At 41.5% G+C, this 25815-nt stretch carries 35 protein-coding genes and 2 pseudogenes; 9 read left to right on the plus strand and 28 right to left on the minus strand.

The window, feature by feature from the left end:
* Nucleotides 1-122: 122 nt before the first annotated feature.
* Entirely contained in the window at nucleotides 123-251 is a 129-nt protein-coding gene (locus ACFILU_RS06690) for a hypothetical protein (RefSeq protein WP_375643531.1), read from the plus strand.
* Here ACFILU_RS06690 and ACFILU_RS06695 read toward each other — a convergent pair.
* The 3 genes from ACFILU_RS06695 to ACFILU_RS06705 all read right to left on the minus strand — a co-directional run bounded on the left by ACFILU_RS06695 (nucleotide 193) and on the right by ACFILU_RS06705 (nucleotide 1403).
* A complete protein-coding gene (locus tag ACFILU_RS06695) occupies nucleotides 193-381 on the minus strand; it encodes a hypothetical protein (RefSeq protein WP_273790850.1) in 189 nt (62 codons plus the stop codon). The two genes, ACFILU_RS06690 and ACFILU_RS06695, sit on opposite strands and share 59 nt — an antisense overlap.
* Nucleotides 382-383: 2 nt before the next feature.
* Entirely contained in the window at nucleotides 384-773 is a 390-nt protein-coding gene (locus ACFILU_RS06700) for a hypothetical protein (protein WP_375660820.1), read from the minus strand.
* A 312-nt stretch (nucleotides 774-1085) separates the two neighbouring features.
* Entirely contained in the window at nucleotides 1086-1403 is a 318-nt protein-coding gene (locus ACFILU_RS06705; protein WP_273790852.1) for an XRE family transcriptional regulator, read from the minus strand.
* 416 nt (nucleotides 1404-1819) lie between these two features.
* On the opposite strand from ACFILU_RS06705, the gene ACFILU_RS06710 reads away from it, so the two are divergent.
* A complete protein-coding gene (locus ACFILU_RS06710) occupies nucleotides 1820-2890 on the plus strand; it encodes a DUF1376 domain-containing protein (protein WP_273790853.1) in 1071 nt (356 codons plus the stop codon).
* Nucleotides 2891-3015: 125 nt separating this feature from the next.
* Here the strand turns inward: ACFILU_RS06710 and ACFILU_RS09590 are convergent, their stop codons facing one another.
* Nucleotides 3016-3225: a hypothetical protein gene (locus tag ACFILU_RS09590; protein WP_404977450.1), complete on the minus strand. Its 210-nt coding sequence runs from the start codon at nucleotides 3223-3225 to the stop codon at nucleotides 3016-3018.
* A 17-nt stretch (nucleotides 3226-3242) separates the two neighbouring features.
* Nucleotides 3243-3365, minus strand: coding sequence for a hypothetical protein (locus ACFILU_RS09595; RefSeq protein ID WP_404977451.1), 123 nt, complete (start codon nucleotides 3363-3365; stop codon nucleotides 3243-3245).
* Nucleotides 3366-3907: 542 nt separating this feature from the next.
* Between ACFILU_RS09595 and ACFILU_RS06720 the strand changes: the two are divergent.
* A pseudogene (locus ACFILU_RS06720) lies at nucleotides 3908-6508 on the plus strand (toprim domain-containing protein); the annotation flags it as partial.
* Here the strand turns inward: ACFILU_RS06720 and ACFILU_RS06725 are convergent.
* The 5 genes from ACFILU_RS06725 to ACFILU_RS06745 are packed head-to-tail and all read right to left on the minus strand — an operon-like array spanning nucleotide 6502 to nucleotide 8580.
* A complete protein-coding gene (locus ACFILU_RS06725) occupies nucleotides 6502-7074 on the minus strand; it encodes a hypothetical protein (RefSeq protein ID WP_375675307.1) in 573 nt (190 codons plus the stop codon). The pseudogene ACFILU_RS06720 and the gene ACFILU_RS06725 overlap by 7 nt on opposite strands.
* A complete protein-coding gene (locus ACFILU_RS06730) occupies nucleotides 7053-7736 on the minus strand; it encodes a hypothetical protein (RefSeq protein WP_375675309.1) in 684 nt (227 codons plus the stop codon). The genes ACFILU_RS06725 and ACFILU_RS06730 overlap by 22 nt, the downstream gene beginning before the upstream one ends.
* Before the next feature lie 24 nt (nucleotides 7737-7760).
* Entirely contained in the window at nucleotides 7761-7919 is a 159-nt protein-coding gene (locus ACFILU_RS06735) for a hypothetical protein (protein ID WP_375675311.1), read from the minus strand.
* Between the two features lie 58 nt (nucleotides 7920-7977).
* Nucleotides 7978-8301: a hypothetical protein gene (locus ACFILU_RS06740; RefSeq protein ID WP_375675313.1), complete on the minus strand. Its 324-nt coding sequence runs from the start codon at nucleotides 8299-8301 to the stop codon at nucleotides 7978-7980.
* A gap of 24 nt (nucleotides 8302-8325) precedes the next feature.
* The gene (locus ACFILU_RS06745) at nucleotides 8326-8580 is read right to left on the minus strand and encodes a hypothetical protein (RefSeq protein ID WP_375675315.1); all 255 of its coding nucleotides are present in this window, start codon (nucleotides 8578-8580) and stop codon (nucleotides 8326-8328) included.
* A gap of 684 nt (nucleotides 8581-9264) precedes the next feature.
* On the opposite strand from ACFILU_RS06745, the gene ACFILU_RS06750 reads away from it, so the two are divergent.
* Complete coding sequence (locus ACFILU_RS06750; protein WP_375675317.1) at nucleotides 9265-9834, plus strand: hypothetical protein; 570 nt, start codon at nucleotides 9265-9267, stop codon at nucleotides 9832-9834.
* A gap of 1184 nt (nucleotides 9835-11018) precedes the next feature.
* Here the strand turns inward: ACFILU_RS06750 and ACFILU_RS06755 are convergent.
* The 5 genes from ACFILU_RS06755 to ACFILU_RS06775 all read right to left on the minus strand — a co-directional run bounded on the left by ACFILU_RS06755 (nucleotide 11019) and on the right by ACFILU_RS06775 (nucleotide 13030).
* Nucleotides 11019-11141 (minus strand): hypothetical protein, encoded by a 123-nt coding sequence (locus ACFILU_RS06755; RefSeq protein WP_375675318.1) that lies wholly within the window; start codon nucleotides 11139-11141, stop codon nucleotides 11019-11021.
* 1046 nt (nucleotides 11142-12187) lie between these two features.
* Nucleotides 12188-12460 (minus strand): hypothetical protein, encoded by a 273-nt coding sequence (locus ACFILU_RS06760; RefSeq protein ID WP_375675320.1) that lies wholly within the window; start codon nucleotides 12458-12460, stop codon nucleotides 12188-12190.
* Nucleotides 12447-12632, minus strand: coding sequence for a hypothetical protein (locus ACFILU_RS06765; protein ID WP_375675322.1), 186 nt, complete (start codon nucleotides 12630-12632; stop codon nucleotides 12447-12449). Before ACFILU_RS06765 ends, ACFILU_RS06760 begins: the two co-directional genes overlap by 14 nt.
* A gap of 66 nt (nucleotides 12633-12698) precedes the next feature.
* On the minus strand, nucleotides 12699-12857 hold the full coding sequence (locus ACFILU_RS06770) for a hypothetical protein (protein WP_375675323.1): 159 nt from the start codon (nucleotides 12855-12857) through the stop codon (nucleotides 12699-12701).
* Nucleotides 12858-12877: 20 nt separating this feature from the next.
* Nucleotides 12878-13030, minus strand: coding sequence for a hypothetical protein (locus tag ACFILU_RS06775; protein WP_375675325.1), 153 nt, complete (start codon nucleotides 13028-13030; stop codon nucleotides 12878-12880).
* Nucleotides 13031-13493: 463 nt separating this feature from the next.
* Here ACFILU_RS06775 and ACFILU_RS06780 point away from each other — a divergent pair, with 463 nt between their 5' ends.
* A complete protein-coding gene (locus ACFILU_RS06780) occupies nucleotides 13494-13817 on the plus strand; it encodes a hypothetical protein (RefSeq protein ID WP_273790865.1) in 324 nt (107 codons plus the stop codon).
* Nucleotides 13818-14710: 893 nt separating this feature from the next.
* Here ACFILU_RS06780 and ACFILU_RS06785 read toward each other — a convergent pair.
* Nucleotides 14711-15871, minus strand: coding sequence for a DUF6990 domain-containing protein (locus tag ACFILU_RS06785; RefSeq protein WP_375675326.1), 1161 nt, complete (start codon nucleotides 15869-15871; stop codon nucleotides 14711-14713).
* A gap of 17 nt (nucleotides 15872-15888) precedes the next feature.
* A complete protein-coding gene (locus ACFILU_RS06790; RefSeq protein ID WP_375667244.1) occupies nucleotides 15889-16260 on the minus strand; it encodes a hypothetical protein in 372 nt (123 codons plus the stop codon).
* Nucleotides 16261-16290: 30 nt separating this feature from the next.
* On the opposite strand from ACFILU_RS06790, the gene ACFILU_RS06795 reads away from it, so the two are divergent.
* Complete coding sequence (locus tag ACFILU_RS06795; protein WP_375675328.1) at nucleotides 16291-16533, plus strand: hypothetical protein; 243 nt, start codon at nucleotides 16291-16293, stop codon at nucleotides 16531-16533.
* 76 nt (nucleotides 16534-16609) lie between these two features.
* On the opposite strand, the gene ACFILU_RS06800 is transcribed toward ACFILU_RS06795, so the two are convergent.
* The 3 genes from ACFILU_RS06800 to ACFILU_RS06810 all read right to left on the minus strand — a co-directional run bounded on the left by ACFILU_RS06800 (nucleotide 16610) and on the right by ACFILU_RS06810 (nucleotide 18358).
* Nucleotides 16610-16735, minus strand: a complete 126-nt coding sequence (locus ACFILU_RS06800) for a hypothetical protein (protein WP_375675330.1) — start codon at nucleotides 16733-16735, stop codon at nucleotides 16610-16612.
* A gap of 218 nt (nucleotides 16736-16953) precedes the next feature.
* Entirely contained in the window at nucleotides 16954-17481 is a 528-nt protein-coding gene (locus tag ACFILU_RS06805) for a hypothetical protein (protein WP_375675332.1), read from the minus strand.
* A 424-nt stretch (nucleotides 17482-17905) separates the two neighbouring features.
* On the minus strand, nucleotides 17906-18358 hold the full coding sequence (locus ACFILU_RS06810) for a hypothetical protein (protein ID WP_375675334.1): 453 nt from the start codon (nucleotides 18356-18358) through the stop codon (nucleotides 17906-17908).
* 1069 nt (nucleotides 18359-19427) lie between these two features.
* Between ACFILU_RS06810 and ACFILU_RS06815 the strand changes: the two genes are divergently transcribed.
* Genes ACFILU_RS06815 through ACFILU_RS06825 form a run of 3 tightly spaced genes read left to right on the plus strand, consistent with a single transcriptional unit; the run spans nucleotide 19428 to nucleotide 20526 of the window.
* Nucleotides 19428-19715, plus strand: a complete 288-nt coding sequence (locus tag ACFILU_RS06815) for an NADPH-dependent FMN reductase (RefSeq protein WP_375675335.1) — start codon at nucleotides 19428-19430, stop codon at nucleotides 19713-19715.
* Nucleotides 19716-19719: 4 nt separating this feature from the next.
* Complete coding sequence (locus tag ACFILU_RS06820; RefSeq protein WP_375675337.1) at nucleotides 19720-19992, plus strand: hypothetical protein; 273 nt, start codon at nucleotides 19720-19722, stop codon at nucleotides 19990-19992.
* 18 nt (nucleotides 19993-20010) lie between these two features.
* A complete protein-coding gene (locus ACFILU_RS06825) occupies nucleotides 20011-20526 on the plus strand; it encodes a short-chain dehydrogenase (protein ID WP_375670612.1) in 516 nt (171 codons plus the stop codon).
* Nucleotides 20527-20857: 331 nt separating this feature from the next.
* Here ACFILU_RS06825 and ACFILU_RS06830 read toward each other — a convergent pair whose 3' ends face one another.
* The 8 genes and pseudogenes from ACFILU_RS06830 to ACFILU_RS06865 form a co-directional block, all read right to left on the minus strand.
* Nucleotides 20858-21043, minus strand: coding sequence for a hypothetical protein (locus ACFILU_RS06830; protein ID WP_375675339.1), 186 nt, complete (start codon nucleotides 21041-21043; stop codon nucleotides 20858-20860).
* A gap of 511 nt (nucleotides 21044-21554) precedes the next feature.
* Nucleotides 21555-22130: a hypothetical protein gene (locus tag ACFILU_RS06835; protein ID WP_375675341.1), complete on the minus strand. Its 576-nt coding sequence runs from the start codon at nucleotides 22128-22130 to the stop codon at nucleotides 21555-21557.
* Between the two features lie 10 nt (nucleotides 22131-22140).
* On the minus strand, nucleotides 22141-22515 hold the full coding sequence (locus ACFILU_RS06840; protein WP_375675342.1) for a hypothetical protein: 375 nt from the start codon (nucleotides 22513-22515) through the stop codon (nucleotides 22141-22143).
* Between the two features lie 88 nt (nucleotides 22516-22603).
* Complete coding sequence (locus ACFILU_RS06845; protein WP_375675344.1) at nucleotides 22604-23755, minus strand: DUF6990 domain-containing protein; 1152 nt, start codon at nucleotides 23753-23755, stop codon at nucleotides 22604-22606.
* 13 nt (nucleotides 23756-23768) lie between these two features.
* Complete coding sequence (locus tag ACFILU_RS06850; protein WP_375668638.1) at nucleotides 23769-24134, minus strand: hypothetical protein; 366 nt, start codon at nucleotides 24132-24134, stop codon at nucleotides 23769-23771.
* A gap of 230 nt (nucleotides 24135-24364) precedes the next feature.
* Nucleotides 24365-24721, minus strand: a complete 357-nt coding sequence (locus ACFILU_RS06855; RefSeq protein ID WP_375675345.1) for a hypothetical protein — start codon at nucleotides 24719-24721, stop codon at nucleotides 24365-24367.
* Between the two features lie 218 nt (nucleotides 24722-24939).
* Nucleotides 24940-25176 carry a hypothetical protein gene (locus ACFILU_RS06860; protein WP_375675347.1) on the minus strand — a complete coding sequence of 79 codons (237 nt, stop codon included), beginning with the start codon at nucleotides 25174-25176 and terminating at the stop codon, nucleotides 24940-24942.
* A 446-nt stretch (nucleotides 25177-25622) separates the two neighbouring features.
* Nucleotides 25623-25815, minus strand: a pseudogene (locus ACFILU_RS06865) (hypothetical protein); the annotation flags it as partial.

Consider the following 25815-nt stretch of genomic DNA (forward strand, 5'->3'; position numbering starts at 1 on the left):
CCCCTAAGCTTCCCCAAAAGCCCCCCTAAGCTTCCCCAAAAGGCCCCCCTAAGCTTCCCCAAAAGCCCCCCTAAGCTTCCCCTAAGCTTCCCCTAAGCTTCCCTTCCAAGAACGAAAGCATAATGCACACCATTGTCACCGCAATGAAAAAGCACTTGGGCCCTTTCATTGCGGCTTCCTTTTTCAACCCTGCTATTGCACGACGGAAAAATCATGGCGGCAATATTCTTCCTCCAATTTTTTTGCCATAGACTGAGCCACCTCTTGCGATATAAAAAGTATAGCGTTGTGTTTTTGTGGTTCGAGTCTGATTAAATTTCGCATATTTCCAGCATAATAAAGCGGAATCCCTTGATAAGAAGTCTTGAGATAACTTGGCATGTTTACCACCAATAATCTGTCAAGACATCACATGGGCGTAAACGATGCTGTTTTTCATAAGATCCATAGAGATTATCTTCATAATCGCAAGCCGCTCTTTCATTTAAACAAGCATGATAAGCTTCACTATTCAAAATGAAGGGCTGCAATTGTGTATTTTCTTCATTCATTTCATGATTTTCGACATAAAAATCAGCGATTTGTTCCGTAACATCTTCAGCATGAGAAGTTGTCAGATCGAGTCGTAAAACTCTATAAACAGTTTCACATTCTTCAATCAGTTCGAGCACCTCTTCGATTTCGTCGATTGGTCCTTCATAAGTACCAGGATTTTCCTCTTCGCATAAAACGATAATGATTTCATCCTCTTTAACGAATGAAATATTTTTCATGATTTCCCCCTTTAGATAGTTGATAAAGCATAGCCTTGTCTTGACAAGACTAAATATAGCGTTAGTCTTATATCCTCTATAGGAGAGATGTCAACCATTTTATCCTTCATAAAAGATATATTTTAAATCTTTACGGGGTTCAAATGACATATGTAAATAAAAATCTATTGTTCTTTATTCCCCTCATGTCCCTTTATTGTTCTCTATTTGTTCTTACAAAATTGCAATTATAAACACACAGGAGAGATAAAATGAGTGATATAATATTAATAAAATACTGGAGTCGCCTTGATTCAAAAGCACAGAAGGAAGTTATTTTGAAGCTTCGTCAATTGGCCGCCGCAAAAGAGTTAAAATCGCCTGTCTCTCTTGCGGAGAGAGTTTCGAAATAAGCTCTATAAATTCTTTATCTTCAGGGCTAGCCCCTTTTCCATAAAGAATATAATTCATACTGATATTAATTTCGTGACAAATTCGCGAGAGAGATTCGATTGTTGGTTCTTTTCCTTCAGAAAGAATAGAATGAAGGTACCCCGCGCCTTTACCGGCAGCGAGGGAGATAGATCTTTTTGACCGCCCACTTTTTTCCAAAGCGATTCTTAATCTTTGACGCCAACCATCGATATTCATAATTTCACCATATAGCGCGTCTTTTTAAAAAAACACGTCCTTTTTATAAAACGAGCTTGCATTATCCTCTAAAAAGGATAAAATTAAGGAAACAAATTTTACTTTTTCGGGGGAAATTTTTTTATTTTTGGATCATAAAAACACTTTAACCACCCTACAGGATATAAAAGACCACTCTCCAAAGCTTCTGCCCAAAAGCAAGTACGTTGAGAATGTGTGGTATTCTTTATTTTTTCCATCACCGCAATCTTAAATCGTAAGTTTGCATGCTCTTCAAGCACAGCCAATCATTTATAAGCGTCGTAAAGAAGCCTCTAGTCATCATCGAACAGAGCCAAAAGCAACACAAGTTAAATCCTTATTTGAGCTTTTATCATCAATAAAAATGTATAAAAAAGAAGAAAGTAGATTGCAGTATGAAACACGCTAATCAACAAGAAACTCCTCATTATGAATCGTCTAGGCTTCCATATGTTTGTTGGTATCAAAATGACTTTCTAGGAGGTGTACGTGGGATGCGCGCACACGAAATTGGAATCTATACGATTCTTCTCAATGAAATGTATGCCCGTGGACGACCTTTAGAAATATCGAAAGAACGTTTAGCGCGTCTTTGTGGTTGTGACAAGCGAACTTTTGTTAATGTTTTAGAAATGCTCATCCAAGAGGGTAAGATTTTAAATTTAGCCAATGGATTATGGAACAAGCGTTGCGAAAATATTTTTCAAGAGCGTGAAAAATTGCTTGAACAAAAATCCTTTGCGGGTCGTTCTTCGGCAAAAAAACGCAAAAAAATCAATGCAGAGATGCAACAACTGCTTAACGAAAGTCCAAAAGATGCTGCACAAAGCTCAGAAGCTCAAAAGACAGAAGAAAAGGAAACACCTTACGGTGTTTTAGAAAAGAAAATTTTGTTTGATGAGACAGAGCCTTGTTTTTCCTTCGAAGAGAACTTTGAACAAAGCGATCATCCATCCCCCTCATCGGCTCTTGATTCACCTCTCTCTTCCCCTCCACAAGAAGAAGCGGAGCAAAAAAACGCCCCCTCTTTAACTGCTCCCCAAGCCGAGTTTACCTCCGCCCCTATCGCGCAAATTGTCACGGGGGAAAAAACAAAATCCGCCACCACTCTTCCCCCCAGCAATCTTTCTGCCTCCATCCCGCTTTGCACCAACAAAAAAACCACTTCCTCAGTTGCCAAAGGGCACCGTCTTCCTGAGCATTGGCAAGCAGACATCAAGGCGGCAGTTTCAGAAGGTTTGAGTGAAAGCCAAGCCCATTGGCAAGAAAAGAAGTTTCGCGACTATTGGCAAGCCAAAAGCGGCAAAGAAGCTCTCAAAGTAGACTGGCAAGCCACATGGCGCAACTGGTTTCGCCGTGAGATCGAACGGCAAGAACAGCAAAAACAGGGAAGCTCCTCATCTTTCATCTCTGAGAACAACGACACCCTTTACCGCAGTTTGATCAACTATAATGACAATTTTTGACATCACAAAAACAACGTATTTTTCAAGCACGCGCGGGGATAAAAATGTTTCAAAATCACAACAGCATCGGACAAAATAACACAGAACAAAACAAAGGGCGGCAAAACAACACTTGGATAGGCGATTCACACAGCAAAACGCGTCAACACCGACCATTTTGCTCTCATCACAAAAGCGTTTTCCCCACACAAGGACATCCACAGGCACCCCAACAGGACTCCAACATGCACCACACCCTCAAAACAGGCATACCCACCCCGCCCTTCTTGCATCATTCCTCCTTTCCGCCTTCCTCCTTTCCTCAAGGCACCACTTCCCATGCTCTTGGCAAACAAACACCAACACAGCCATTTCAGAAAAACTCAATGAAAAGCAAACTCTTTGGCAACAAACCCACCCCTTCCACACAGGCATCCCAACAGGACACTCCAACATGCACCACACCCTCAGGCATCCACCCCCACCCTTCTTGCATCCTTCCTCCTTTCCGCCTTCCTCCTTTTTCTCAAGACACCACTTCCCATGCTCTTGGCAAACAAACACCAACACAGCCATTTCAGAAAAACTCAATGAACAGCAAACTCTTTGGCAACAAACCCACCCCCTCCACACAGGCACCCCAACAGACACCCCAACAGGATTCCAGCATGCACCACACCCTCACAGGCATCCGCCCCACCTTCTTGCATCATTCCTTCTTTCACCCCCTTCCTCCTTTCACCCCCTTCCTCCTTTCCGCCTTCCTCCTTTTTCTCAAAACACCACTTCCCATGCTCTTGGCAAGCAGACATCAACACAGCCATTTCAAAAAGGTTTGAGTGAGAGTCAAGCCCTTTGGCAAGCCAAGAGGTTTCGCGACTATTGGCAAGAAAAGAGCGGCAAAGAAGCTCTCAAAGTAAACTGGCAAGCCCCATAGCATCACGGGACTTTACGATCAGATCGAATGGTGAGAACAGCAAAAACAGAATCCTCACCTCCCACATCTTGAGAAAAACGACAATAATATCACGAATGACCATGAGCACAATTTTTGAAATCAAACAAAAACTTATCTCACAAGCCGATAAAATAGCAGAAATGCTTCTTCCCCAAGGGCACAAACGAGGCAACAATTGGATTGTAGGCAACACACGTGGTGAAGCTGGTCAAAGTTTATCGATTTGCTTAAGTGGTAGTAAAGCAGGACTTTGGTATGATTTTGCAGAAAGCACAGGAGGAGATCTTTTAGACCTTTGGTGTGAAGTCAAAGGCATTAGCCTCTCTCAAGCCTTAGAAGAAGCACGCGCGACTCTCAATCTGACACGCCCCAAACCCTTTATGGCGCCCCATCGTTCCTATCGCCGTCCACCGGTTCCTACAGGGCAGAGCCCGCAGAATCTTGTAAAAACCTATCTCCATGAAGAACGCCGCATTCCTCTAGAGATTATAAAGCGTTACCGCATAGGAGAAAATGGCGAAAAAATCATTTTCCCCTTTTATAAACCCGACGGCACCCTTGCTTTAGTCAAAGAACGGCTTGTGCAAACGGGAGCAAAAACAAAACCAACAGCCTCCCAATGTGAACCGATTTTATTTGGTTGGCAAGCCCTTTACCCCACAAACCACCCCTCCACGCACACATCCCAGCAGGCAACCCAGCACACATCCCAGCAGGCGACCCAAAACACCGCCACAACCAACCCCACCTCCACAAAGGCATCCCTGCACACATCCCAACAGGCAACCCAGCACGCACCTCAGCAGGCACCCCAAAACACACCCCAGCAGGTACCCTCAACCAACCCCACCTCCACACAGGCACCCCAAAACACCGCCACAATCAACCCCGCCTCCACGCAGGCATCCCCGCACACATCCCAACAGGTAACCCAGCACGCATCTCAGCAAGCATTCCAACACACACCTCAGCAGGTACCCTCAACTAACCCCGCCTCTACACAGGCATCCCAAAACACCGCCTCAACCAACCACGCCTCCACGCAGGCATCCCCGCACACATTCCAACAGGTACCCTCAACCAACCACGCCTCCACGCACACATCCCAGCAGGCGACCCAGCACACACCTCAGCAAGTATTCCAACACACACCTCAGCAGGTACCCTCAACTAACCCCACCTCTACACAGGCGACCCAAAACACCGCCACAACCAACCCCACCTCCACAAAGGCATCCCTGCACACATCCCAACAGGCAACCCAGCACGCACCTCAGCAGGCACCCCAAAACACCGCCTCAACCAACCCCACCTCCACACAGGCACCCCAAAACACCGCCTCAACCAACCTCACCTCCACGCAGGCACCCCAAAACACTGCCTCAACCAACCCCGCCTCCACGCAGGCATCCCCGCACACATCCCAGCAGGCAGCCACGCACGCGTCCCAGCAGGCGCCATTCCCCAATTTCTCTTCAACAAACCGTACCATTGTTATCACTGAAGGAGAAATTGATGCGCTATCCTTAGCCGCCTATGGATATCCGGCGGTTTCTGTTCCCTTTGGAGGAGGCAGTGGAGGAAAACACAACTGGATTGAAAATGAATTTGATCATTTAGAATCTTTTGAAACGATTTTTTTAGCCACCGATATGGATCCGCCCGGAGAAGAAGCAGCCCGTGAGATTGCCAGCAGGCTTGGACGCCACCGTTGCTACCGTGTCCGTTTACCTCGCAAAGATGCCAATGATTGTTTAACCGCAGGGATCGATAAAGCCACCATAAAAGCTGCCTTTTCCTCAGCACAAAGCTTTGCACCAGAAGGTTTACGGCGCGCCTCAGACTATAAAGATCAAGTGATTGGGCTTTTTTGGCCAGAGCCTGAAAAACATCTTGGTTATACGGTTCCCTATCCTAAACTGAAGGACAAATTGCATTTCCGCCCAGCAGAATTAACGCTCTGGAGTGGTGCGAGTGGTGCAGGTAAAAGCCAATTATTATCAGACTGTATTCCCCATTGGATTGCACAAAAGAGTCGCCTTTGCTTAGCTTCTCTAGAAATGAAAGGAGAACAATCACTTCGCCGTTTAACCAAACAAACGGGCGGCTTAGAACAGCCTACAAAAGAAACGATTGAACGGATTCTTCATTTTTTAGACGAAGGGCTTATTCTTTATGAGCATGTTGGCAAATCGAGCGTAGATACCTTGCTTGAAGTCTTTGACTATTGCCGTGCGCGCTATGGCTGCGATCAATTTATCATCGACAGTTTGATGCGGCTTGGCATTGCCTCTGATGATTATGCAAGACAAGAACAAGCGGTTTATAAAATGGTTGATTGGGCTGTTTTAAACAGTGTGCATATTCACCTTGTCGCCCATGCCCGCAAAGGCGGTCTGGATAAAGATATCCCCAGCACAGAAGACATTAAAGGCGCCTCAGAAATTGGTGCCAATGCCTTTAACATCATCACCATTTGGCGCAATCGGTCGTTGGAAGATAAAATCTTTGCCGCCTCTCTAGCACAAGAAAAAGCAGATTTAGCAAAACGCCCAGGCGTTATTATGAATATTGCCAAACAACGTTCTGGTGATTTTGAAGGCAAAATAGGGCTTTGGTTTGATCCCCAAACCTACCGCTATCGCTGTTCTTTTGAACAATCATTCCCTCGACGTTATCTGTAATACCCCATAAACCCCACTCTCTTTAAAAACGCCTCCGCCTTCACACGCGCACGCCTTGCTCCCACAGAAACAACAGGAAGGATCAATCCACAAATAATGAAAAACACCCAATCCTTCGCAAACCAAAGCCAGCTCAACCCTAGATTCTCTGCTCCCAAAGGCAAACAAAAAAGGATCGCTCCAGCAATGGCGCAAAACACCACCCCCTTCAATAACCACAAACAACGCGTCACCACTCCATCTTGTCGCCCTCTCATATGCAAAATCAAGAACCACTCCAACAGTGCAGCAAACACGATCCCTATCAAGGACAATAGTCCCCACGGTATGTCCATACTCTCCATCCCCAAAAGAGCTAAAAAAAGGACGACTCCTAAAATACCGTAAAACAGCACTTCCTTCAAAAAGAGGGAAACACCAAAAATACAATAAAACGCCGCCCGCCACCACGGAATATCGAAGCGCTTGGAAACTTTATAAGTACAAATAACGACAACAATAAAAAGGTAGGAAACCACCAACAACAGCAAAAAAACACCAGCTACCTCAAAAACCAAGCCCATAGAACACGCGCACACCTTGCTCCCTCACAAACAAAAGGAAGGGTAAATCCAAAAATGAATAAAAACACCCAATCCTTCGAGAACCAAAGCCAGCTCAACCCTAGATTCTCTGCTCCCAGACGGGTAAAACAAAGGAGAGTACCCAAAATGCAGGAAAACAGCACAAAATTCAAAGCACGCAACGACCTCTGTAACACCGTATCACTTTGCTCGCGTATAAAGAACCCCAAGAGCACTTTCAACAATACAGACAAGATCAATCCCTTTAAGAATACCGCCCTTATGCTATCCATATCTCTGACACCCACAGCAGCAAACCACAGGATAAAGCCCATCATACAACAAAACATAACCGCCTTTAAGAACACTTGCCAAGCAACAGGCATGCTCTTGACGCCCAGATGCACCAAACCAAGGACAGTTGCAAAAATGCAAGAAAACACCGCCCCCTTCAAGAGCAGCTCCCCGTCAACAGCGCGCCTGCCCACGCCCACATAAATAAAACCAAGGTAGGTGGCAACAACGCCATAAAGCACCACCCATCTCCAAAACATCCACCCTGTAACAGAGCGACGCTTTGCTCCCACATAAATAAAAATCAAGGCCAGAGCAAAAAAGCAGAAAAACCCCAACAACAGCCAAAACATCAAATCGTTCGACATCAAATACCCCTCACAGAAAGAACATCAAAGACCACGCCCGTGGGGAAGAGAAATGCTCATTCTTTTTAAGCCCCCCAACAGTACACGCACACACCGTACCCCCTCCAAAGCAAAAAAAGGAACAAGTCCAACAACGCAGCAAAACACCAGAAACTTCAAAAACATGTCCCGCGCAACCACCATACGCCCCGCTCCTTTATTAAGTAAAAATCAGAGACCATGCCAAAAATGCAGCAAAACATCAATCCTTTGCAAAGAATGAAAGCCTAAAACCAAGACGCTTTGCCCCTAGACAAATAAGCCCAAGGATAAGACCAAAGACAACGCCAAAAAGAATGTGGAAGACCCACTTGTTTGAGAACCACAACCAAGTCAAACCAAAGTGCTCAGCTTGCCCATAAACAAACTTAGAGACAGCGATAATAATGAAGCTCAACGCCAAATTTTTTAAAAAAGCCTTCCTTGTAACCCCGAAAAACCTTATTCCCGCATAAATAGAAACAAAGACAAGAGCAACAAAGCAGAAAAGTGCCAACCACTGCAAAAACATCAAATCGTTCGACATCAAATACCCCTCACAGAAAGAACATCAAAGACCACGCCCGTGGGACAGAAAAATGCTCATTTTTTTAAGCACCACCCCAACAGTACACGCATACAGCGTACCCCCCTCCAAAGCAAAAAAAGGAACAAGTCCAATAATGCCCGCAAACACCCCATTGTTAAAGATCACAAACCAGCGACCCCCCATATGCTTGGCTCCGTTATATGCCAATCCAACAACAGCTCCAACAACGCAGCAAAACACCAGCCCCTTCAAAAACATGTCCCGCGCAACCACCATACGCCCCGCTCCTTTATTAAGTAAAAATCAGAGACCATGCCAAAAATGCAGCAAAAGATCAATCCTTTGCAAAGAATGAAAGCCTAAACCCAAGACGCTTTGCCCCACGATAAATAAGACCAAGGATAAGACCAAAGACAACGCCAAAAAGAATGTAAAAGACCTAACTGTTTGAAAACCACACCTGAGCCAAACCAAAATGCTCAGCTTGCGCATAAACAAACTTAGAGCTCACGCCAACAAAGAATGCAAGCACCCCACTCTTAAAAAAGTCCTTCCTTGTAACCCCGAAAAACCTCATTGCCGCATAAATAGAAACAAAGACAAGAGCAACAAAGCAGAAAACCCCAACCACGGCAAAAAAACCAAATCATGCGGCATCAATATCCCCCACAGCAGTAAAATTAAAGGTAACGCCCATCATGCAAAAAAAATGCCAATCCTTTCAAGAAGCAAATCCACGCGAGACAATACACTTTTCTCCCATACAGCCTCCCCTATAAACCCCTCTCCTATAAAACGATGACAACACCCACAGAAAGCGACCCCTCACCCTTTTTTTGAAACTTCCCCTCACGCAAAAAGCAGACATAAAAACGTATCCCTCAACAAGCATACAACAGCACAATCCCGTTTCTTTGCATAAACATAAAGAAGCAAAATTAAAATTTTTAAGGAGATGCTATGACCCATAAGCAGAAAAAAAATATGCAAACCTGCCCGCTTAATCATCAAAATCAAGAAAAGCACATTGGTCATTTAAAGACGCAAGAAATCCCTGTTGAAACGCGTAATCCTTATTTTAAACCCAATCATCGAGAAAGTTCCAGCAACCCGCGCACCATCAATGCCATTGCCAATGCACAAAGCCATCCCATTGCACTTTTATATGCGAAAGGACATCTCAGCAAAGCCCAATATAAAGCGGCAGAACGTTTTTATTTTTACTGGCGTCAAAGCCAAGCCGATCTCCACATGAGCCTTGACTACACCCGTGAAAAGGTTTCCTGTAGCCAAGGGTACATACACCCCATTGAACGTCAAATAGAAGCCTCCAATCATTTAAGAACAATCAAAGTTCAACTGGGTATTCTTGGCTATTCACTGCTTGAACGCGTTATTGGCCATGGACAAGCGATAAAAGAATTAAGTTCTTCAAAACGCAAACAAAACTCCCTTGCCGATCATTTACGAGATTGTTTAGACTTGCTCGCATTTCATTGGGGATATGCAAACCATAAACATTTTGAATAATCCCCCTCCTCGCCATTTTAAGCGGCCTCCCATGTTGCCCCCGCCCCTCTAAAGAAACCTCCCCCACACGGGCTCAAGCATTGAGCAGCTCTCGCCCCCATTTTCATTACCTTGCCCCCCACACCCAAAAGGACAATACTTCACCCCCCACACATACTTAAGATACACCCCACACTCTTAAAAAAAAAGCCTTCCCCCATATCAGTCCTATAATCATGAGGGGCTCTTAATTCGTTTTTGATTGAAGAATATTATCAAGATGCTTGCATGTATCATAATATTTTTAAATATAGTTTAATTAATATCGAGTCTTAAAACAAATATTCAATTGAAAAAAGTGTTAAGTTTTAATGCAAAATGACAAAATTTTTTGTAAAAAGTATTTTTTATATTGCTATTTTTTCAATTCTCTGCTAATTATAATGTGGTAGGTTCTTTAAGTATGATTTTTTGTATTTAGTACGGCCTTTTGAATTTATTCTTTTTTGACACGTCCTGCGAGTCAATGTTAAAATTCTCCTGCTCTTTGCTCCTCTAATTGCGACGGAGGACTTTTTTTTATAACTGTACTTTTTTATGACTGTATTGTCTTAAATCACTTCCTTATGAGCTTTGTTATATTCCTCCATAAGGTCTACCCGCAAAATAGATCATTCTTTTGTCAAATTGACTTGCGTTTCATTCTCAAAGAACAAAGATTCTTAACTCAATCTGATTTACAAACAGCTTGGATACACTTCTCTCTTGGCTTCCATTTCCTCTTGGTTTCCATTCAGGGATTTTCAGCTAAACTCAAGGCGCAACAGAAGCTTGCTCTGTCTTAAAGATTCACCACGCCCTTAAAAAAACACTTAAAACATATCCAAAGAAGCCTGCTTCATATCACCAAACTTCAAATGACAGTGTTTTACGACATAACAGAATGACTTAACTACTGGATAACTTTCTTTATCGCATAGTCCACCAACAGGTTGATGTATCACGGTAATACTTTGATTTATAATAATAATTTCCAGTTATCCATATAAAATTAAGAGACCCGGATATCATAGGGATTCTCTCATTTCAAATTTATTTCATGTTGCATCAATCAACACCTTGTCTTTTCCACATTACAAACATGAGAGACATATGAAATAAAACACTAGCAAGATAAAGAATCAAAATGCCTCTTATGAACACGCTCAAGAGCCAAAGGCTGTCATCACATGAGGCGCGAATAGTATGATAGTGCAGGCTTTCCCCTTATGAGATTTTAAAGAAGGGCTTATCCACTTCGCAAGAGATTTCTCCATTATCCCATTCATCAATATCCCCATTCATCAACATCCCCATTCATCAACATCCCCATTCATCAACATCCCCATTCATCAACATCCCCATTCATCAACATCATTGTGATGATAAGACAACATAATGTTTTTTAAACAAGTACGTAAATGTGCAACACAAATATATTCTATTTAGAACATTCTGTTTTACATGATTCGCGTAAAACCCCATTAAAAACAAAATCCCCCATTAAAAACAAAATCTCTATGAGAAAAAATCTAAAGCGTGAGGATAAAAACATGAAGCAAGCGTGATTCCATTCAGCTATTGCTCTTTAACCGTCAAACCAAATAAAAATAGATCCGGCCAAATAAAAATAGATCCGGAAAGTATGTTAATCTTCCTACCTTAAGAGATAAGCTAAGAATATAGACAACATCTCTCCTAACATTCCCCTTTTTCTAGCATCGCGTAAGAATCAAAAGTTATACAGCTTATTTTGTCATATTATAAAGCACTGTTTTTTTAAGGCGGTATTGAAGCAGTTAAAACAATTGAAGTGTTTAGCCAACGCCATTAGCAAAGCTAAAAAAACAAACTGTTGAAAAGCCGTGCATATCTTGTGTAAACACAAAAAAAACAAGAAAAAGGCACAAAAATATCTTAATTTTTATAAAAATGCTCAGCGTCTTTTACGATTGTATTGACGAACAACCCTTATCACATAATCATCTTAAATATTGAGAATAAAGAATGAATAGCCCTCGCAAATACAGCAACCTATCAATAAAAATATAAAAACAAATCTTTTGGTTATCTCTGTTTCTTATGGAATATGCCTTTCCCTATGGATGCACTTTAGCCTCCAAAGAGTGCATTCAATCCATGGAAAGGATGCACTCCAGCCCTTAAAGAGTGCATCCTTCCCCTCAACGGAAACTGCCGAACCCTCATAAAGGCAGTATCCAATCCATAAGAGGATGCACTCTAGCCCTCAAAAAGAGTGCACCCTTCCCCTCAACGGATACCGCCGAACCCTCATAAAGCAGTATCCAATCCATAAAAGGATGCACTCTAGCCCTCAAAAGAGTGCATCCTTCCCCTCAACGGATACCGCCGAACCCTCATAAAGCAGTATCCAATCCATAAAAGGATGCACTCTAGCCCTCAAAAAGAGTGCATCCTTCCCCTCAACGGATACCGCCGAACCCTCATAAAGCAGTATCCAATCCATAAGAGGATGCACTCTAGCCCTCAAAAAGAGTGCATCCTTCCCCTCAACGGAAACCGCCAAACCCTCATAAGGCAGTATCCAATCCATAAGAGGATGCACTCCGCCTTCAAAAGAGTGCATCCTTCCCCTCAACGGAAACTGCCAAACCCTCATAAGGCAGTATCCAATCCATGAGAGGATGCACTCTAGCCCTCAAAAAGAGTGCATCCTTCCCCTCAACGGAAACTGCCAAACCCTCATAAGGCAGTATCCAATCCATGAGAGGATGCACTCCGCCTTCAAAAGAGTGCATCCTTCCCCTCAACGGATACCGCCGAACCCTCATAAAGGCAGTATCCAATCCATGAGAGGATGCACTCTAGCCCTCAAAAGAGTGCATCCTTCCCCTCAACGGAAACTGCCAAACCCTCATAGGCAGTATCCAATCCATGAGAGGATGCACTCTAGCCCTCAAAAAGAGTGCATCCTTCCCCTCAACGGAAACTGCCAAACCCTCATAAGGCAGTATCCAATCCATGAGAGGATGCACTCTAGCCCTCAAAAGAGTGCATCCTTCCCCTCAACGGAAACTGCCAAACCCTCATAAGGCAGTATCCAATCCATGAGAGGATGCACTCTAGCCCTCAAAAAGAGTGCATCCTTCCCCTCAACGGAAACTGCCAAACCCTCATAAGGCAGTATCCAATCCATGAGAGGATGCACTCTAGCCCTCAAAAGAGTGCATCCTTCCCCTCAACGGATACCGCCGAACCCTCATAAGGCAGTATCCAATCCATAAGAGGATTCACTCCGCCTTCAATAGAGTAAATCCTTCCCTTCAAAGGTTTTACTCAATTTTCATCGCATCTCATTTTTATGAACCCTCATTTTTATGAATCCTTGGTCAAAGGCACAAAAGGAAGTTTTCTAGCGACTGCCGTATCACCCATCTTATGGGATTCCACTTGCCTACAGAGCTTTCAAACCTTTTTACGCCTTCATAAAATCGAATCTAAAAGAATTCATTAAGGCAATTAAGGGTAAATTTTGTCAAAATGTAGACAAAGTTTATTCTTTTTTGTGATTGTTGTATTTTTACTATAGTTATTTAAATCGAATTTATATATGATACGTATCGATATTTATTTATCGAAATAAATATAGGAGAAAAACTATGAATATCAGATATTTTTTCATAGCGGGGGCTATCACAAGTGGTTTAGCTCTCGCGATTCAAAAATCTGATCGTATAGTCAATAAACAGCCCTCTCCTATTGTTGCACCTTATACTATTGAGAAAACAAATTTACAGTTTGTTAAACAAGTAAGGGACACATCGGATACATTGAATATACTGAGAGTCAGTAATAGAAGCGCATCAGAACAAGCATCAATAAACGATATATACGAGAAAGGAAAAAGTTTATTGAATGCAATAGCTAGTTTTTTAGGATCAATTATTATATATTTCATACAACTTGTTTCTACTAGAGTATAAGATACAAAAAGTTCTTAAAGTAAAGTTATATACATTTTGTATATATTGTAAAACTTAAATAAAAAGGCCCTTTTTAAATGGGGCCTTTTTTAGTTTAATTTTTATTGTGTTTTTATTTTTATTGGCCAAATATCACTGCCTTCAAAAATGCCATTTTTTGCCTTCCTCTCCCCTCAAATGACAAAGTCTCTAACCCTTAAAGCTCCCCCATAGGCTCTAACCCTTAAAGCTCCCCCCATAGCGCTTTAATCAATGAGAAGCCGCAATTCCTTTTATTCTTCTTGTTCTTCCCAAAAATTCCTCTGTTTTCAAGAAAATGACCATGCATCCCCTACATCATCGGATTGGCTTACAGATCTCCATGAAGCAGACTGAAAAACACAAAAATACCATATAAATTTTTGTATCAAGATCACCATACTGAAACGTTGTTGCAGCTTAACAAGCGCTGCTTCATTGGCAAGAACTTCTTAAAGACAAAAAACACCTCAAAGGAAAAAGACCCTAACACTGCTCAAAAATGCCATTTTTGCCTTCCTCTCCCCTCAAATGACAAAGGCTCTAACCCTTAAAGCTCCCCCCATAGCGCTTTAGTCAATGGACCTTTCCCTCATACCGCTTGAATAAGGCACTTGAATAAGCGATAATTTATGAGCATTTTCTAACAAAACAACAGAACAGTCTTAAAGAAGAGAGTAGAATTTATAATTGATTTTTCCCCCTATTCTTGAGGATCAAGCCATTTCCAGTCTATTTTTTAAAATCTTGGCTATTATTCTTGATTTTTTGAGCCCTTTATTTGGCTCTGGTAAGAAAGATGTGAAAGCGTCTCAATCATGGCGCTTTCACATCTTTTAAATAAGAGTGCTTTCCTTCAACAGGAGAGTACAACACTAATCAATTTTTATATCCATAAATGCAGGTTCACCATCTTTAATATAAGTAATATCAGGAGCATGTTTTACCCCCTCTGCTTCAAACACGAACTGTTCATCACTCACATCAAATCCTTGTTCCCTTAATTCTTGTTTTTTCTCCTCGACTAATTTTTTATGAAAAGCACGTTTTTGATTACACGTATTAGGGGATCTCACTCTGAAAAGCTGATAGTCCATGGCTATGGACCACTTCTCAGCAACCCGTTCCAGTAGATCGTAACTGAACTTTCCTTCCCTTTTCACTTCTTGAGCGATCACCATCGCGCGTTCCAAATGGACTTTTTCAATGGTTTCATCAAAGCCAAGCTTCTCCCCTGCCGTAAAACTTTCGTCATAAGAAGCTAAAGTCTCAACATCGCCAAGTAAGGCAAGAGCAGCAAGATGCAGCAAAGCATAAGGTGCAAGCTCTATGTCATCATTCGTTGCCCAAGATAAAGAGTCTTTTTCCCAAGGGGGAATACCATATTGAGAGCGAAACATTTCATGCAAAGAATCATCTTCCATTGTCCATTTTAAAGTTTTATCGAGTGCTTTCTTTAAAAGCTGGACGCTCACTTTTTCTTCAAAAATTTCCAATCCATTGGGTACAAAATTCATAAATACCGTTGGCACAACCCCAGAATTATGAGGATTAATCGTCTGACAAGCCGCCGCAAAAATACCGCTCATAATTAAAAGTCCGCGATCAAAAGGCGAAAATTCTTCCACTCGTTTCTCGTTATAGAGAAACTGCACTTCACGATCTGGTAAAAAGAGGGTTGCCAAATAATCTCCCTTTCCCTCGATTTCCACCGACCATCCCAAGCTTTTTAAAAGCCCTGTTGCACTTTCTATCGTGAGAATTTCATCATCATCATAATCGGCAGAGAACTCTTTTTCCTTTAGTTGCAAACGCCTCTTCTGCACCACAGCTTCATCTTTCCAAAACTGCTGCGTTGCAAGATCATTTTCTTTAAGCACTCTTTCCAGCTCGCCTTTCACTTGGAAATTCATTTTCATCCGTTTGAAGACAGAGGTATAAAGAGCTAAAATAAGCATGATAATGATCATGCAAATAACAATCATCACCCAGAATCCGGGATCTAATAAAAATACGACTATAGGATCACTGTTCATTTTTCCCCTCTCAGTCTTTAAAAAAGCCCGTGCGACAGAGAGCTTATGTGCTCTCGCACAGAGATTGCTTCTTCTAGTTTCTGAATATTTTTTCGCAACTCACCCGTCACTTTGGTGCGAAGCCGTAACATAACCGGAATAAAAATAATAACACAAACCGTTATGATGTCCGTTGTTTTAAAGAGAACGGCATGCACAACATATTGCCACCCTGTCAGCTGCCAATTCAATACACCTGGTATTTCTAGAACCATTTTCCACATGATAATGAGAACCGCAATAGCAAAGATAATTTTATAATCCTTTGCTGAGAGCAACACGTGCTGGAGCGAAAAAGAATGCGCTCCTTTATGCGTTTCTTGCTCTGATGCCCAATTTTGCTCCTTCATGTATTCCCCTCTCACTCTTTGAAAAGACCCGTGCGACAGAGAGCTATTTGCTATCACACAGAGATTGCCTCTTCTCGTTTCTGGATTTTTTTCCAATTTACGCATTATGATGATGCAAAACCCAAATACCACCGGAATAAAGAAAAGTACACAGACCATTATGGTTTGCGTCATAATAAAAATTATAATATTCCTGCTACCTTGCCACCCTCTTACCTTCCTCACATTGCAAACAATAAAGATTTTCAAACCGTACCAATCTATAAACAATAGTCACAATTCAGCTTTTTCTTCCCAAAAATTCTCTTATTTTCAAGAAAATCACCCTGCAACCCCACTTCAATAGGATTCATTTCAAAGCTTGAATGAACAAGGCTCCTAAAAATACGAAAACAACCCATATACCGCGCACCCCTACAAGCAAAACCGTTCCTTCCTCACGCCTCAAACGATAAAGTAAGTCCCAAGCACTCACTCTAGGCTCTAAACCCCAAGGGCTCTTATTCCCTTAAATCAATACTAATCCATAATCGGCTTTTCTTTCACTCAATGCCACCCTCAACACTGCTCCTTAGAGCAAGGTTTACGGACACCTCATGAAAGAGCACCAAAAAATATCAGAGGCAAAATGGTATAGAGAGCAATCCCTATAAAGGCTGAATCTCTCATAATTTCTTCATTATTTTTTCCCTCTCATGACTTCTCAAACGCTGTATCCTGTTCTTGCAAGACGTTTTTCAGTTCTTTTCTTAAGCAGCAATACGTTCTCACCTGCTTAAAGACACCATAATAAAGTTGTAAAATCATCATAGGAATACAAGCAACCCACAGTGTCACGAACAGAAGCACGAGACCGAATATTGTAACAAGAATATCACTCCATTTTTCTCTATCGCCTTTTTTATACCAATCCTTTTGATCGGTTATTTTACCCCGTTGCTGGTTTATTTCTTTCAATTTTTGAGTATTTTTTCTCAACAAAAGCCACAATGTTATGAAGAGTATGTACAGAACTGGAAACAAGACCCAAACACACACTATAATAACTTTCCAAAACGCATACAGAGAGAGAAAAAGAGGTGTATCCCACCACCCTGTCCGTTCCCCATTGCTACCCAAGGATAGGAGAAAGAAAATCTTGTTCCACAACTCAAGAGAAAAAAATGCTGTACTCTTTGCTATCCAAGGATGAGAGAGAGAGAATCCTGTTCCATAGCTCAAGAAAGAAAATCCTGTTCCATAGCTCAATAATGAGAGAGAGAAAACAAATGACAACATGCTCTCGCACAGAAAAATAATCTTTCTCGAAAAAATGGCGCAGTCCATTATAAAATGCTGAATTTTTCCCCTTCATTGCTCTTCCTTTTTTTATGAAAAACGCATTTCTTTATCTCATGCCCGCTCTTTTAAGAACCACGAAAAGTGCGATGCATGGCGCTTCCCTTGTTTTCAACAAAAACCCCCAACTTTCTAAAAGCGCGGTTACTCTTCCCAATGATTAAGAGCATCCTCCTCATTACAAACGAAAATAGGCTCTCCTCTTTGTCTAATGATTCTTCAACCATCCCCTCTTTCTTGTGTCACGAGCTTCCAAACATTGCCTCTTCCCCCTCACGATAGCTACAAAAGCGCCTTGTCACTCTCTTTATCTTACGCGTTTTAATGCCCGTCTCACTTTACGATACGTTCTCACCTGCTTGAAAACAAAATAGTAAAATTCTAAAATGAGCATGACAACACCCGCAGGAAAAAAGGCCTCTAGCAGAAATATCAACCAAAAGTATACAATAAAAAAACTGCTTATTTTTTCTCTATTGTTTTTTACCGGATTATTTTGTTGATCGGTTGTGTGACCCCGTTGCTGGATAACCTCTTCTAACTGCTGAATCTTTTTTTTCAACAAATACATTAAGATGAGATAAAGCACCAATAAAACAGGCATCAAGGCAACAACAACCACCATGATAACTTCACGCAGCACAAAAAGCGCCAAAAGAGTGCTATCCTGTGATACACTCAACGGCCACTTGACTTCTAATGGGATCAAAAGAGCTTTATAACCTATCCCAATAAGGATAGAAATAAGACAAATAATCATATGATCTTTATAAGAACGAAATGATTTTCCAAAAAAAGAGAGCACCGTTTGTTATAAAATGTGGAATTTTCCCCCTTCATTTGCTCTTCCCTTTTATGCAACTGTTTGTCCCTAACTTTATAACGACACGCATAATCTCTCAAAGCACAATTGCATCCATTATCGTCAAACAGAACACCCCAGAAAATACTCGTATTGCATATTCATGTTGCCAATAGTTTTGCCAATTCACGTGCTTGTTTTAAAGAAATCTCTCAACACTTGCAAACCAACGCGCATCACCCCCATTTCATGAACAGCCCCCATGAAGGGGATAACAATAGCGCTCCCATGAATATATCCCCTTACTATAAACTCTATCACCACCATTGTTTCAATAAAAAATGTAATCCGGCACCATTCATATACGCCCCCTGCGGCCTCTACAATAGCCTTACCCTCCCTTGCAACAAGCTACGCCATAACTCGTTCCTCAACACGGACAACCCCATTAGCCTAAGGCTCCCTGCAACAACCCCACCCCTGCCGCAAAAACAGCCCTATCTAGCTTCTACGATAGCCTTTATTCCTTGAAAAGACAGAAGCATTTTTATTCTTTTCTCAATTGTTTTCGGACCCCCCACTTAAGACATGAAAAAAGGAACTTCCATTGATTTGCAAATGATCGCGCAATAAGAGCATTTGAAATGAGAAAATCTTACAACTTTCTTATTCCAATTAAAAAGGATCAATGATCATTATAAATCAAAATATGACGATATATTCCATTTTTCGTTGGGGATCTTGCAAGCCAATAGCTTAGAATATATTCATAAAAGCGCTTCTAAGACAGAGAGACAGCCGCAATTCTTGAGATCAAGCATTTTAATATTAATGAAAGCACTAACATTCCCTTGCAAATTTGAGGTGTTGTTTTGTCAACAATCTTGTTAGCATGGATTGATTCTATAACTATGCGATATCAGCACAATTGCTCTTTATAAACAGCATTGATACGCGCCATTTTACTCACACTTCTTTATAAGCCTTGCGTTATAGGCTTGTGGGGAAAAGATAAAGGAGAATCCTGTTGAATATAGCAATTATTTTGGGGTCTGTGCGTCAACCTTCCTTAACAAGAACTTTAGCCAATTATTTAGCGGATTGCCTCATAAAGCGGGGTGCATCACTTCAGTGGGTTGATTTGCGTGAACAGCCCTTGCCGATGACAGATCCCGATTATCATCAGCGGGTAGAGGCTAATCCAAGTGCTGCGGTCCGTGAGTTTGTAAAAACTATTGCAGCGGCTGATGGCGTTATTCTAGCAAGCCCCGTTTATCAAGGGTCTTATTCGGGTGTTTTAAAAAAATGCTCTTGATAATTTGAGCTATAATGCCTTTTTAAATAAACCTGTTGGGCTTATCTCTCATGGGAGTACGGCCAAAAAATGCGCACAACCGTGTGAGCATTTAGTTCCGGTGGTGCACACGCTTTATGGTTATACACTCCAATGTCAAATCGCCTCTTCCAACGAAGATTTTTCCTCAGATGATGAAGGTCGTACTTGGAAAGTTACAAGTGAAGAGGTACAAACACGTTGTGAAAGACTTGCTGATGAAATGTACACATTTTTAAAGCAAAGAGGTGGGATTTAAAGTAATAAGGGAGGGGGCATGAAAAAAAAGGATGCGCACTATCGTTATTTAGTGGTAGGGGGCACAGGGATGCTTGCCCCTTTGTATCAATCACTAAAGCCGCAAGAAGTGATTATTGCTGCACGCTTTCTTTCCCATAAAGTCCAGCTTGAGGCATTGCACAACAAACAGTTGTGTGTGTCGTTGGATTATGATTGTGCGGCATCAAAGGCGCAATTTTTAGAAGCTGTGAAGCAATGGCATGATCTAAAATATTGCATATTATGGATTCATTCGCCCGCCTATGCATTTTCTTGCGCATTAATTGAGCAGTTGGCTCTTTTGCCTAAACCGCCATGTATTCTTCATATTTTTGGTTCCAACATGCATGATCAAATGATCCTCGAGTGCGCGCGCAAAAACAAGGTTGATTTTATCCCCATTCAATTAGGACAAAAAACAACGCCCAAAGGTTTACGATGGCTGACCCATAAGGAGATAAGCCAACAGGTACTGGATGCCATAAAAAAACATATGAATAAACAAAACTTATGATCAATACCTCTGCTTTGCAAAGAAGCAGTGCCCCTTCAATCTCTATCCATACCCGAACACCCTCTTGAATAGCCCATACTCTCTTACATCATAGGCTTTGAGAACGAACAATCCCCTCCCTTACGCCTCTAAACAGCATGCCTATATCAACAGCTCCAAAACCAAACGTTTTTCTAACCCTTCTCACACGGGCTTATCCCCCTCTCACAACCATCACAGCCCTTGACCAACCACACACCCTATTACAGTTACACGTTTTTACGATTTTGCAAATTCACAGAAAACAACAAAACTGCCGATAAACCGCCCCATTAAAGCCTATACAAGCCTATTACAAACCTATCATCAGCCTATTCATTGCCAACAGCCCTTTTCCCCCAGAGATCAGCGTAAAATGAGAAAAACAATCGATGCCCTCCTCCCAAGCCGTGAAGCAATGGCATGATCTAAAACTTACGCCTCCCCCATGACACCAGCGCGCCCTCCATTCCTCCATTCCAATTTTGACGCATTTCACAATCCAGCCCCTCCATTGGCACCCTCTTTACCCCAACCACCTCAAAACCCTCACAGCTTTTCACCAACCACACATCTGCGCCTTTACAGTTCCACGTTTTTACGATTTTGCAAATTCACAGAAAACAAGCAAACTTCCGATAAACCGCCCCATTAAAGCCTATACAAGCCTATTACAAACCTATCATCAGCCTATTCATTGCCAACAGCCCTTTTCCCCCAGAGATCAGCGTAAAATGAGAAAAACAATCGATGCCCTCCTCCCAAGCCGTGAAGCAATGGCATGATCTAAAACTTACGCCTCCCCCATGACACGAGCACTACATGCGCTTTTTCAGCGCTGCGTTTAATTGTTTGGTAACCTTGTAATACGAGATCAAACGCTTGATAAAAGAAATATACAGTGCCACAATGGGTATTGTTAAGAAAAAATCAAAAACACCCCCCAGCAGAATGATCAAAATCACCGTCCAAAATGCCGCTATTTCGTAATGCATTTTATCCCCTTCCCTTTATAAATTGATTGATTGGGTTGCTTCAGTCACTTCTTCCAATTGCTGAATTTTCTTTTTCAACCGATGAGTTAAAATTTCACGAAGGATCACAACAACAGGGATCGTTGCAAAAATACATACCGATAAAAAAAACCAGAAAAACAAGAGAATGATAATATATTCAAATCTGCTCTCATCTACCTTAGCAGCTATCCCTTTAGAGAAAATCACATAGACATAAGCTTTGAAAAACATAATGATGAAAGAGAGGCATGCGTGGAGGATATAATCTTTGCGTGAAAAAGCGAGCCATTTTTTTAACGAATAGAAACTTATCTGTGTTTCTAGTGCTAAGTTTTGCGGCACTCTCTCTTTTTCTTTTCCGCTTTTTTCAAAGAAACAAAAACGCTGTGGATGTTCTTTCATCAAACGTCTTTGTTTTTTCACTCTGTAATAGAGCCTCAAACGCTTGATTAAAGAATAATAAGGCACCACAATAATCATATTCACAAAAATGGCAAAAACTGTAACTGCATTTAGAAGAAAATATCCAACCGGCAGAAACAAAATAAAAAACGCGATCTCACCCCTCATGCGTATAACCTCATTGATTAATCTCTTGCTGCTTTATTTTTTCTTTTAGTTTTTTCTTTATTTTTTCCAATTTACGCTCTTTAAAACGACAAATCCCCCACAAAATAGGAAGGGGTGTGAGAAGACAAAACCATATCAACACTGGTAAGAGAAAAATAAGAGAACCAATTTCTTCCCATCTTGTCCATTGCAACGGCTGTACCAGAGATTTTGCACCCGCAGGAACTTCTAAAGCCATCATGATAAGGCATGTACAAAACATGATAAAAAAGCGGCACCCTATTATTTTACACCTTCCCACCCCTTTACGCCTTTCCACTGAAGACACCATAAATTTTCTAAATGAAAAGAAAGACTCTTCAAATGTTGCTTTTTTCTCCTGCATTGTTCCCCTCTGCTTTTACGCTTCGCGCTTTTTACGCATTATTTTTAGGTTTAAGCTCTTTTTAACTTATCTAAACTCTTTATTTTTCTCAATAAATTTTTTCATCAATCCTAATTTCTACATCCATATATTCTAACTCCCCATCCTTTATGTAAAGAATATCGGGACGATAGTTTTTTCCATCAACCTCACAAATCGCGTCCTTTTCGTAAACAAAATATCCCTGTTGCCTTAATTCTTCTCTTTTTTCCTCGATCAATTTTTCATAAGAATCTCTTCTTCTATTGCACAAACTGGGATCTGTAGCTCTAAAATATTCATAGCTCTCTACCTCCATGGAAAAATCCTTTGCCGCCTGTTGAAGCAAATCGTAACTGGGTTGCTTTGTCTTTTCTACCGCCTGAGCAATCACCATTGCGCGTTCCAGATGCTCCTCTTCGATGCTTGCCTCAAAGCCCAGCTTCTCACCTTCCATAAAGCTTTTCTGATAAGAGTGTAAGGTTTCAACATCACCCATCAAAGCCAGAGCCGCAAGATAACGCAGGGAATAAGAAGCCAACCGAGAGACCACAGTTTTGTTTTCCCAAGGCAGGATTCTATATTGAGAGTGAAGCATCTTGCCAAGATCAACCTCAGTCATTGCCTCATCTAAAGCTTTCTCGAGTACACGGCGTAAACATCCAACGCTTACCTTTTCTTCAAAAATTTCCAACCCCTTCACATCAAAACTCAATTCAAGAGCAATCAAGCCTCCAGAATTATAAGGGTCTATTGTTTGGCAAGCCGCCGCATGGATACCAGAAACCACTGCAATTGCACAATCAAATCGCGGATACCCCTTCTCAGCATTATAAAGAAACTGCACTTCACGATCTGGTAAATAATAGGTGGCCAAATGATCCCCTTTTCCCTCAATTTCCACCTTCCACCCCAAACTCTTTAAAAGCGCCGTTGCACTTTCCATCGTTAAGATTTCCTCATCAGAAAGAGAAAACTCTTTTTCCTCAGATAACGGCTTAATCATCGGCGTTGCTCCACTAGACGGCTCAAAAGCGACAGGTTGTTCAAGCACGCGGCTTAATTCTTTTGTCACTTGGCAATACAGTCTCACCCGCTTGAAAGTAGAGTAATACAATGCCCAAATAAACATCATGACCACAGCAGAAAGCAGCGTGAAAAGCGTCAAGCCCACACCCCACGAGAGTACAACAACAATATCCATTATTTTAATATCTATCATTTTCCCTGCCCCTTCATGCGCTGTTTTGTTGAGAAGCGGTTTTTCTCCGCTTCCAGATTGCTTGCTCCAACATATCGATCTTTTCTTTCAACAGAACCGTGAAAATGATACGAACCACAAAGGCAACAGGGATGAACAAAAAAATAAACCATGATATAAGCTCCATAATTAACGAGAGAGCTGCCACGACATCCCCTTCCCACTCCGCCAACTTCCACCCAAGCAACATGGGTACGAAGCGAAGAGCCATTCTTAAAGCTGCCACAATGAAAGCAATACAAAAGATGACTTTATAATTTTTGCGTGTCAGAAACGCTTCTTCAAGCGCAAAAGACCGTGGTTCTTTATCCAATGGTGAATTTTTTCCATTGCCCCTCATTTTTTATCCCTCATTTGTTTCAATTTCTAAGTCATTTTCATGAACCGAAGCTTTCGTCCTCACAATGAATGAGGGTTCATCAATATCAAGCGCTTGTATCCCTCATCTTTTATAAAGACAATATCAGGGGTGCATTTTTTTCCATCACCTTCAAACATCGCACGAATAGAAGGTCTCTCCTACAACGCATGAGAATATATAAAGACCAGTATTCATTTTCTGCCCTCCCTTCACGCGCTGTTTTGTTGAGAAGCGGTTTTTCTCTGCTTCCAGAGTGCTTGATCCAACTTATCAATCTTTTTTTTCAACAAACGCGTAAAGATGATGCGGACCACAAAGGCAACAGGAATGAGCACAAAAAGAAGCATTGATATAAAACCCAATATTAATGTTAAAATGAACAGGATATAATTCGACCACACTGTCAAATCCCACTCAAAAAATATAACGAGTGCCACTTTAAAAGCGGTAATAATGAAAGCAATGCAAAAGATGACTTTATAATTTTTGCTTGTCAAAAACGCTTCTTCCAGCGAAAAAGACCGTAACTCTTCATCCAATGATACATTTTTTCCATTGCCCCTCATTTTTTATCCCTCATTTGTTTCAATTTTCAAGCCATTTTCATGAACCGAAGCTTTCGTCCTCACAATGGATGAGGGTTCATCAATATCAAGCGTTTGTATCCCTCATCTTTTATAAAGACAATATCAGGGGTGCTTTTTTTTTCATCAACTTCAAACATCATGTTTTTATTCCCCACAATATATCCTCTGCTGTCTTAAGGCTTCTCTTTTCTCCTCGATCAAATTTTCATAAAAATATCTTCTTCTATTGCACAAATTTGGGTCTCTGACTCTAAAATTCTAAGTGCTCTTTTTATTTTCAGGAAGATAAGCTGCTTTCCAAAGAAGAAGCAAACGAGTGCAAGAAAATCGTAACGAGGTTGCTTTGTCTTTATGACGGTTTGAATCATCAACAAAACCGGCCCAAATTGATTTTTTCGATATTTTTTTTCAAAGCCAAAACTTTCATCTTCCATAAAGCTTTTATGAGAAAGCTGCCAAATGTTAACATCAGCCCTCAATACCAAAGCCCCAAGGGTGTGCAAGTAAAGAAGAGTCCACTTGAGAGATAGCACAATTTCCTTTTCCCAAGGAAGGGTGCTCTATTGAAAGCCCAAACACGCGGCCAAGATCAACCTCAGTCCCAGATCAACCTCAGTCATCGCCCTTATCTAAAGCTTCCTCAAGCACACGACGTACACGCCCTACGCTTACCTTTTCCTCAAAAATTTTCAATCTCTTTGCCTTAAAATCTACCCCTTTGCCTCAATGCCTCGTTGTCAATCTGGCCCCCCCAAAATGATAAAGCCTCAAAATGATAAGGATTAATTATTTGGCAAGCCGCCGCATGAATACCAGCACCTCTCACAATTCCATAACCAAATTGCACAAAACCTTTTTCATCCAGAGAGAGAAACTGTCCTTAGCGGTCTCGTAAATAAATAACGGTCTCGTAAATAAATAGATGTCCCTCTTTTCTTTCAATTTCCCCCCTCCACCCCAAGCTCTTTAAAAGCACTGTTGCCCTTTCCATAGAGCAAAACGTCTTGATCAAAAACTTAAGCTTTTGGCGCGTCTTCTCTATGCGTCTTACCTCTCCACCTGCAAGAAAATGG

Origin of the sequence: Bartonella sp. CL100XZDX (assembly GCF_042195375.1) — a bacterium.
GTDB lineage: Bacteria > Pseudomonadota > Alphaproteobacteria > Rhizobiales > Rhizobiaceae > Bartonella.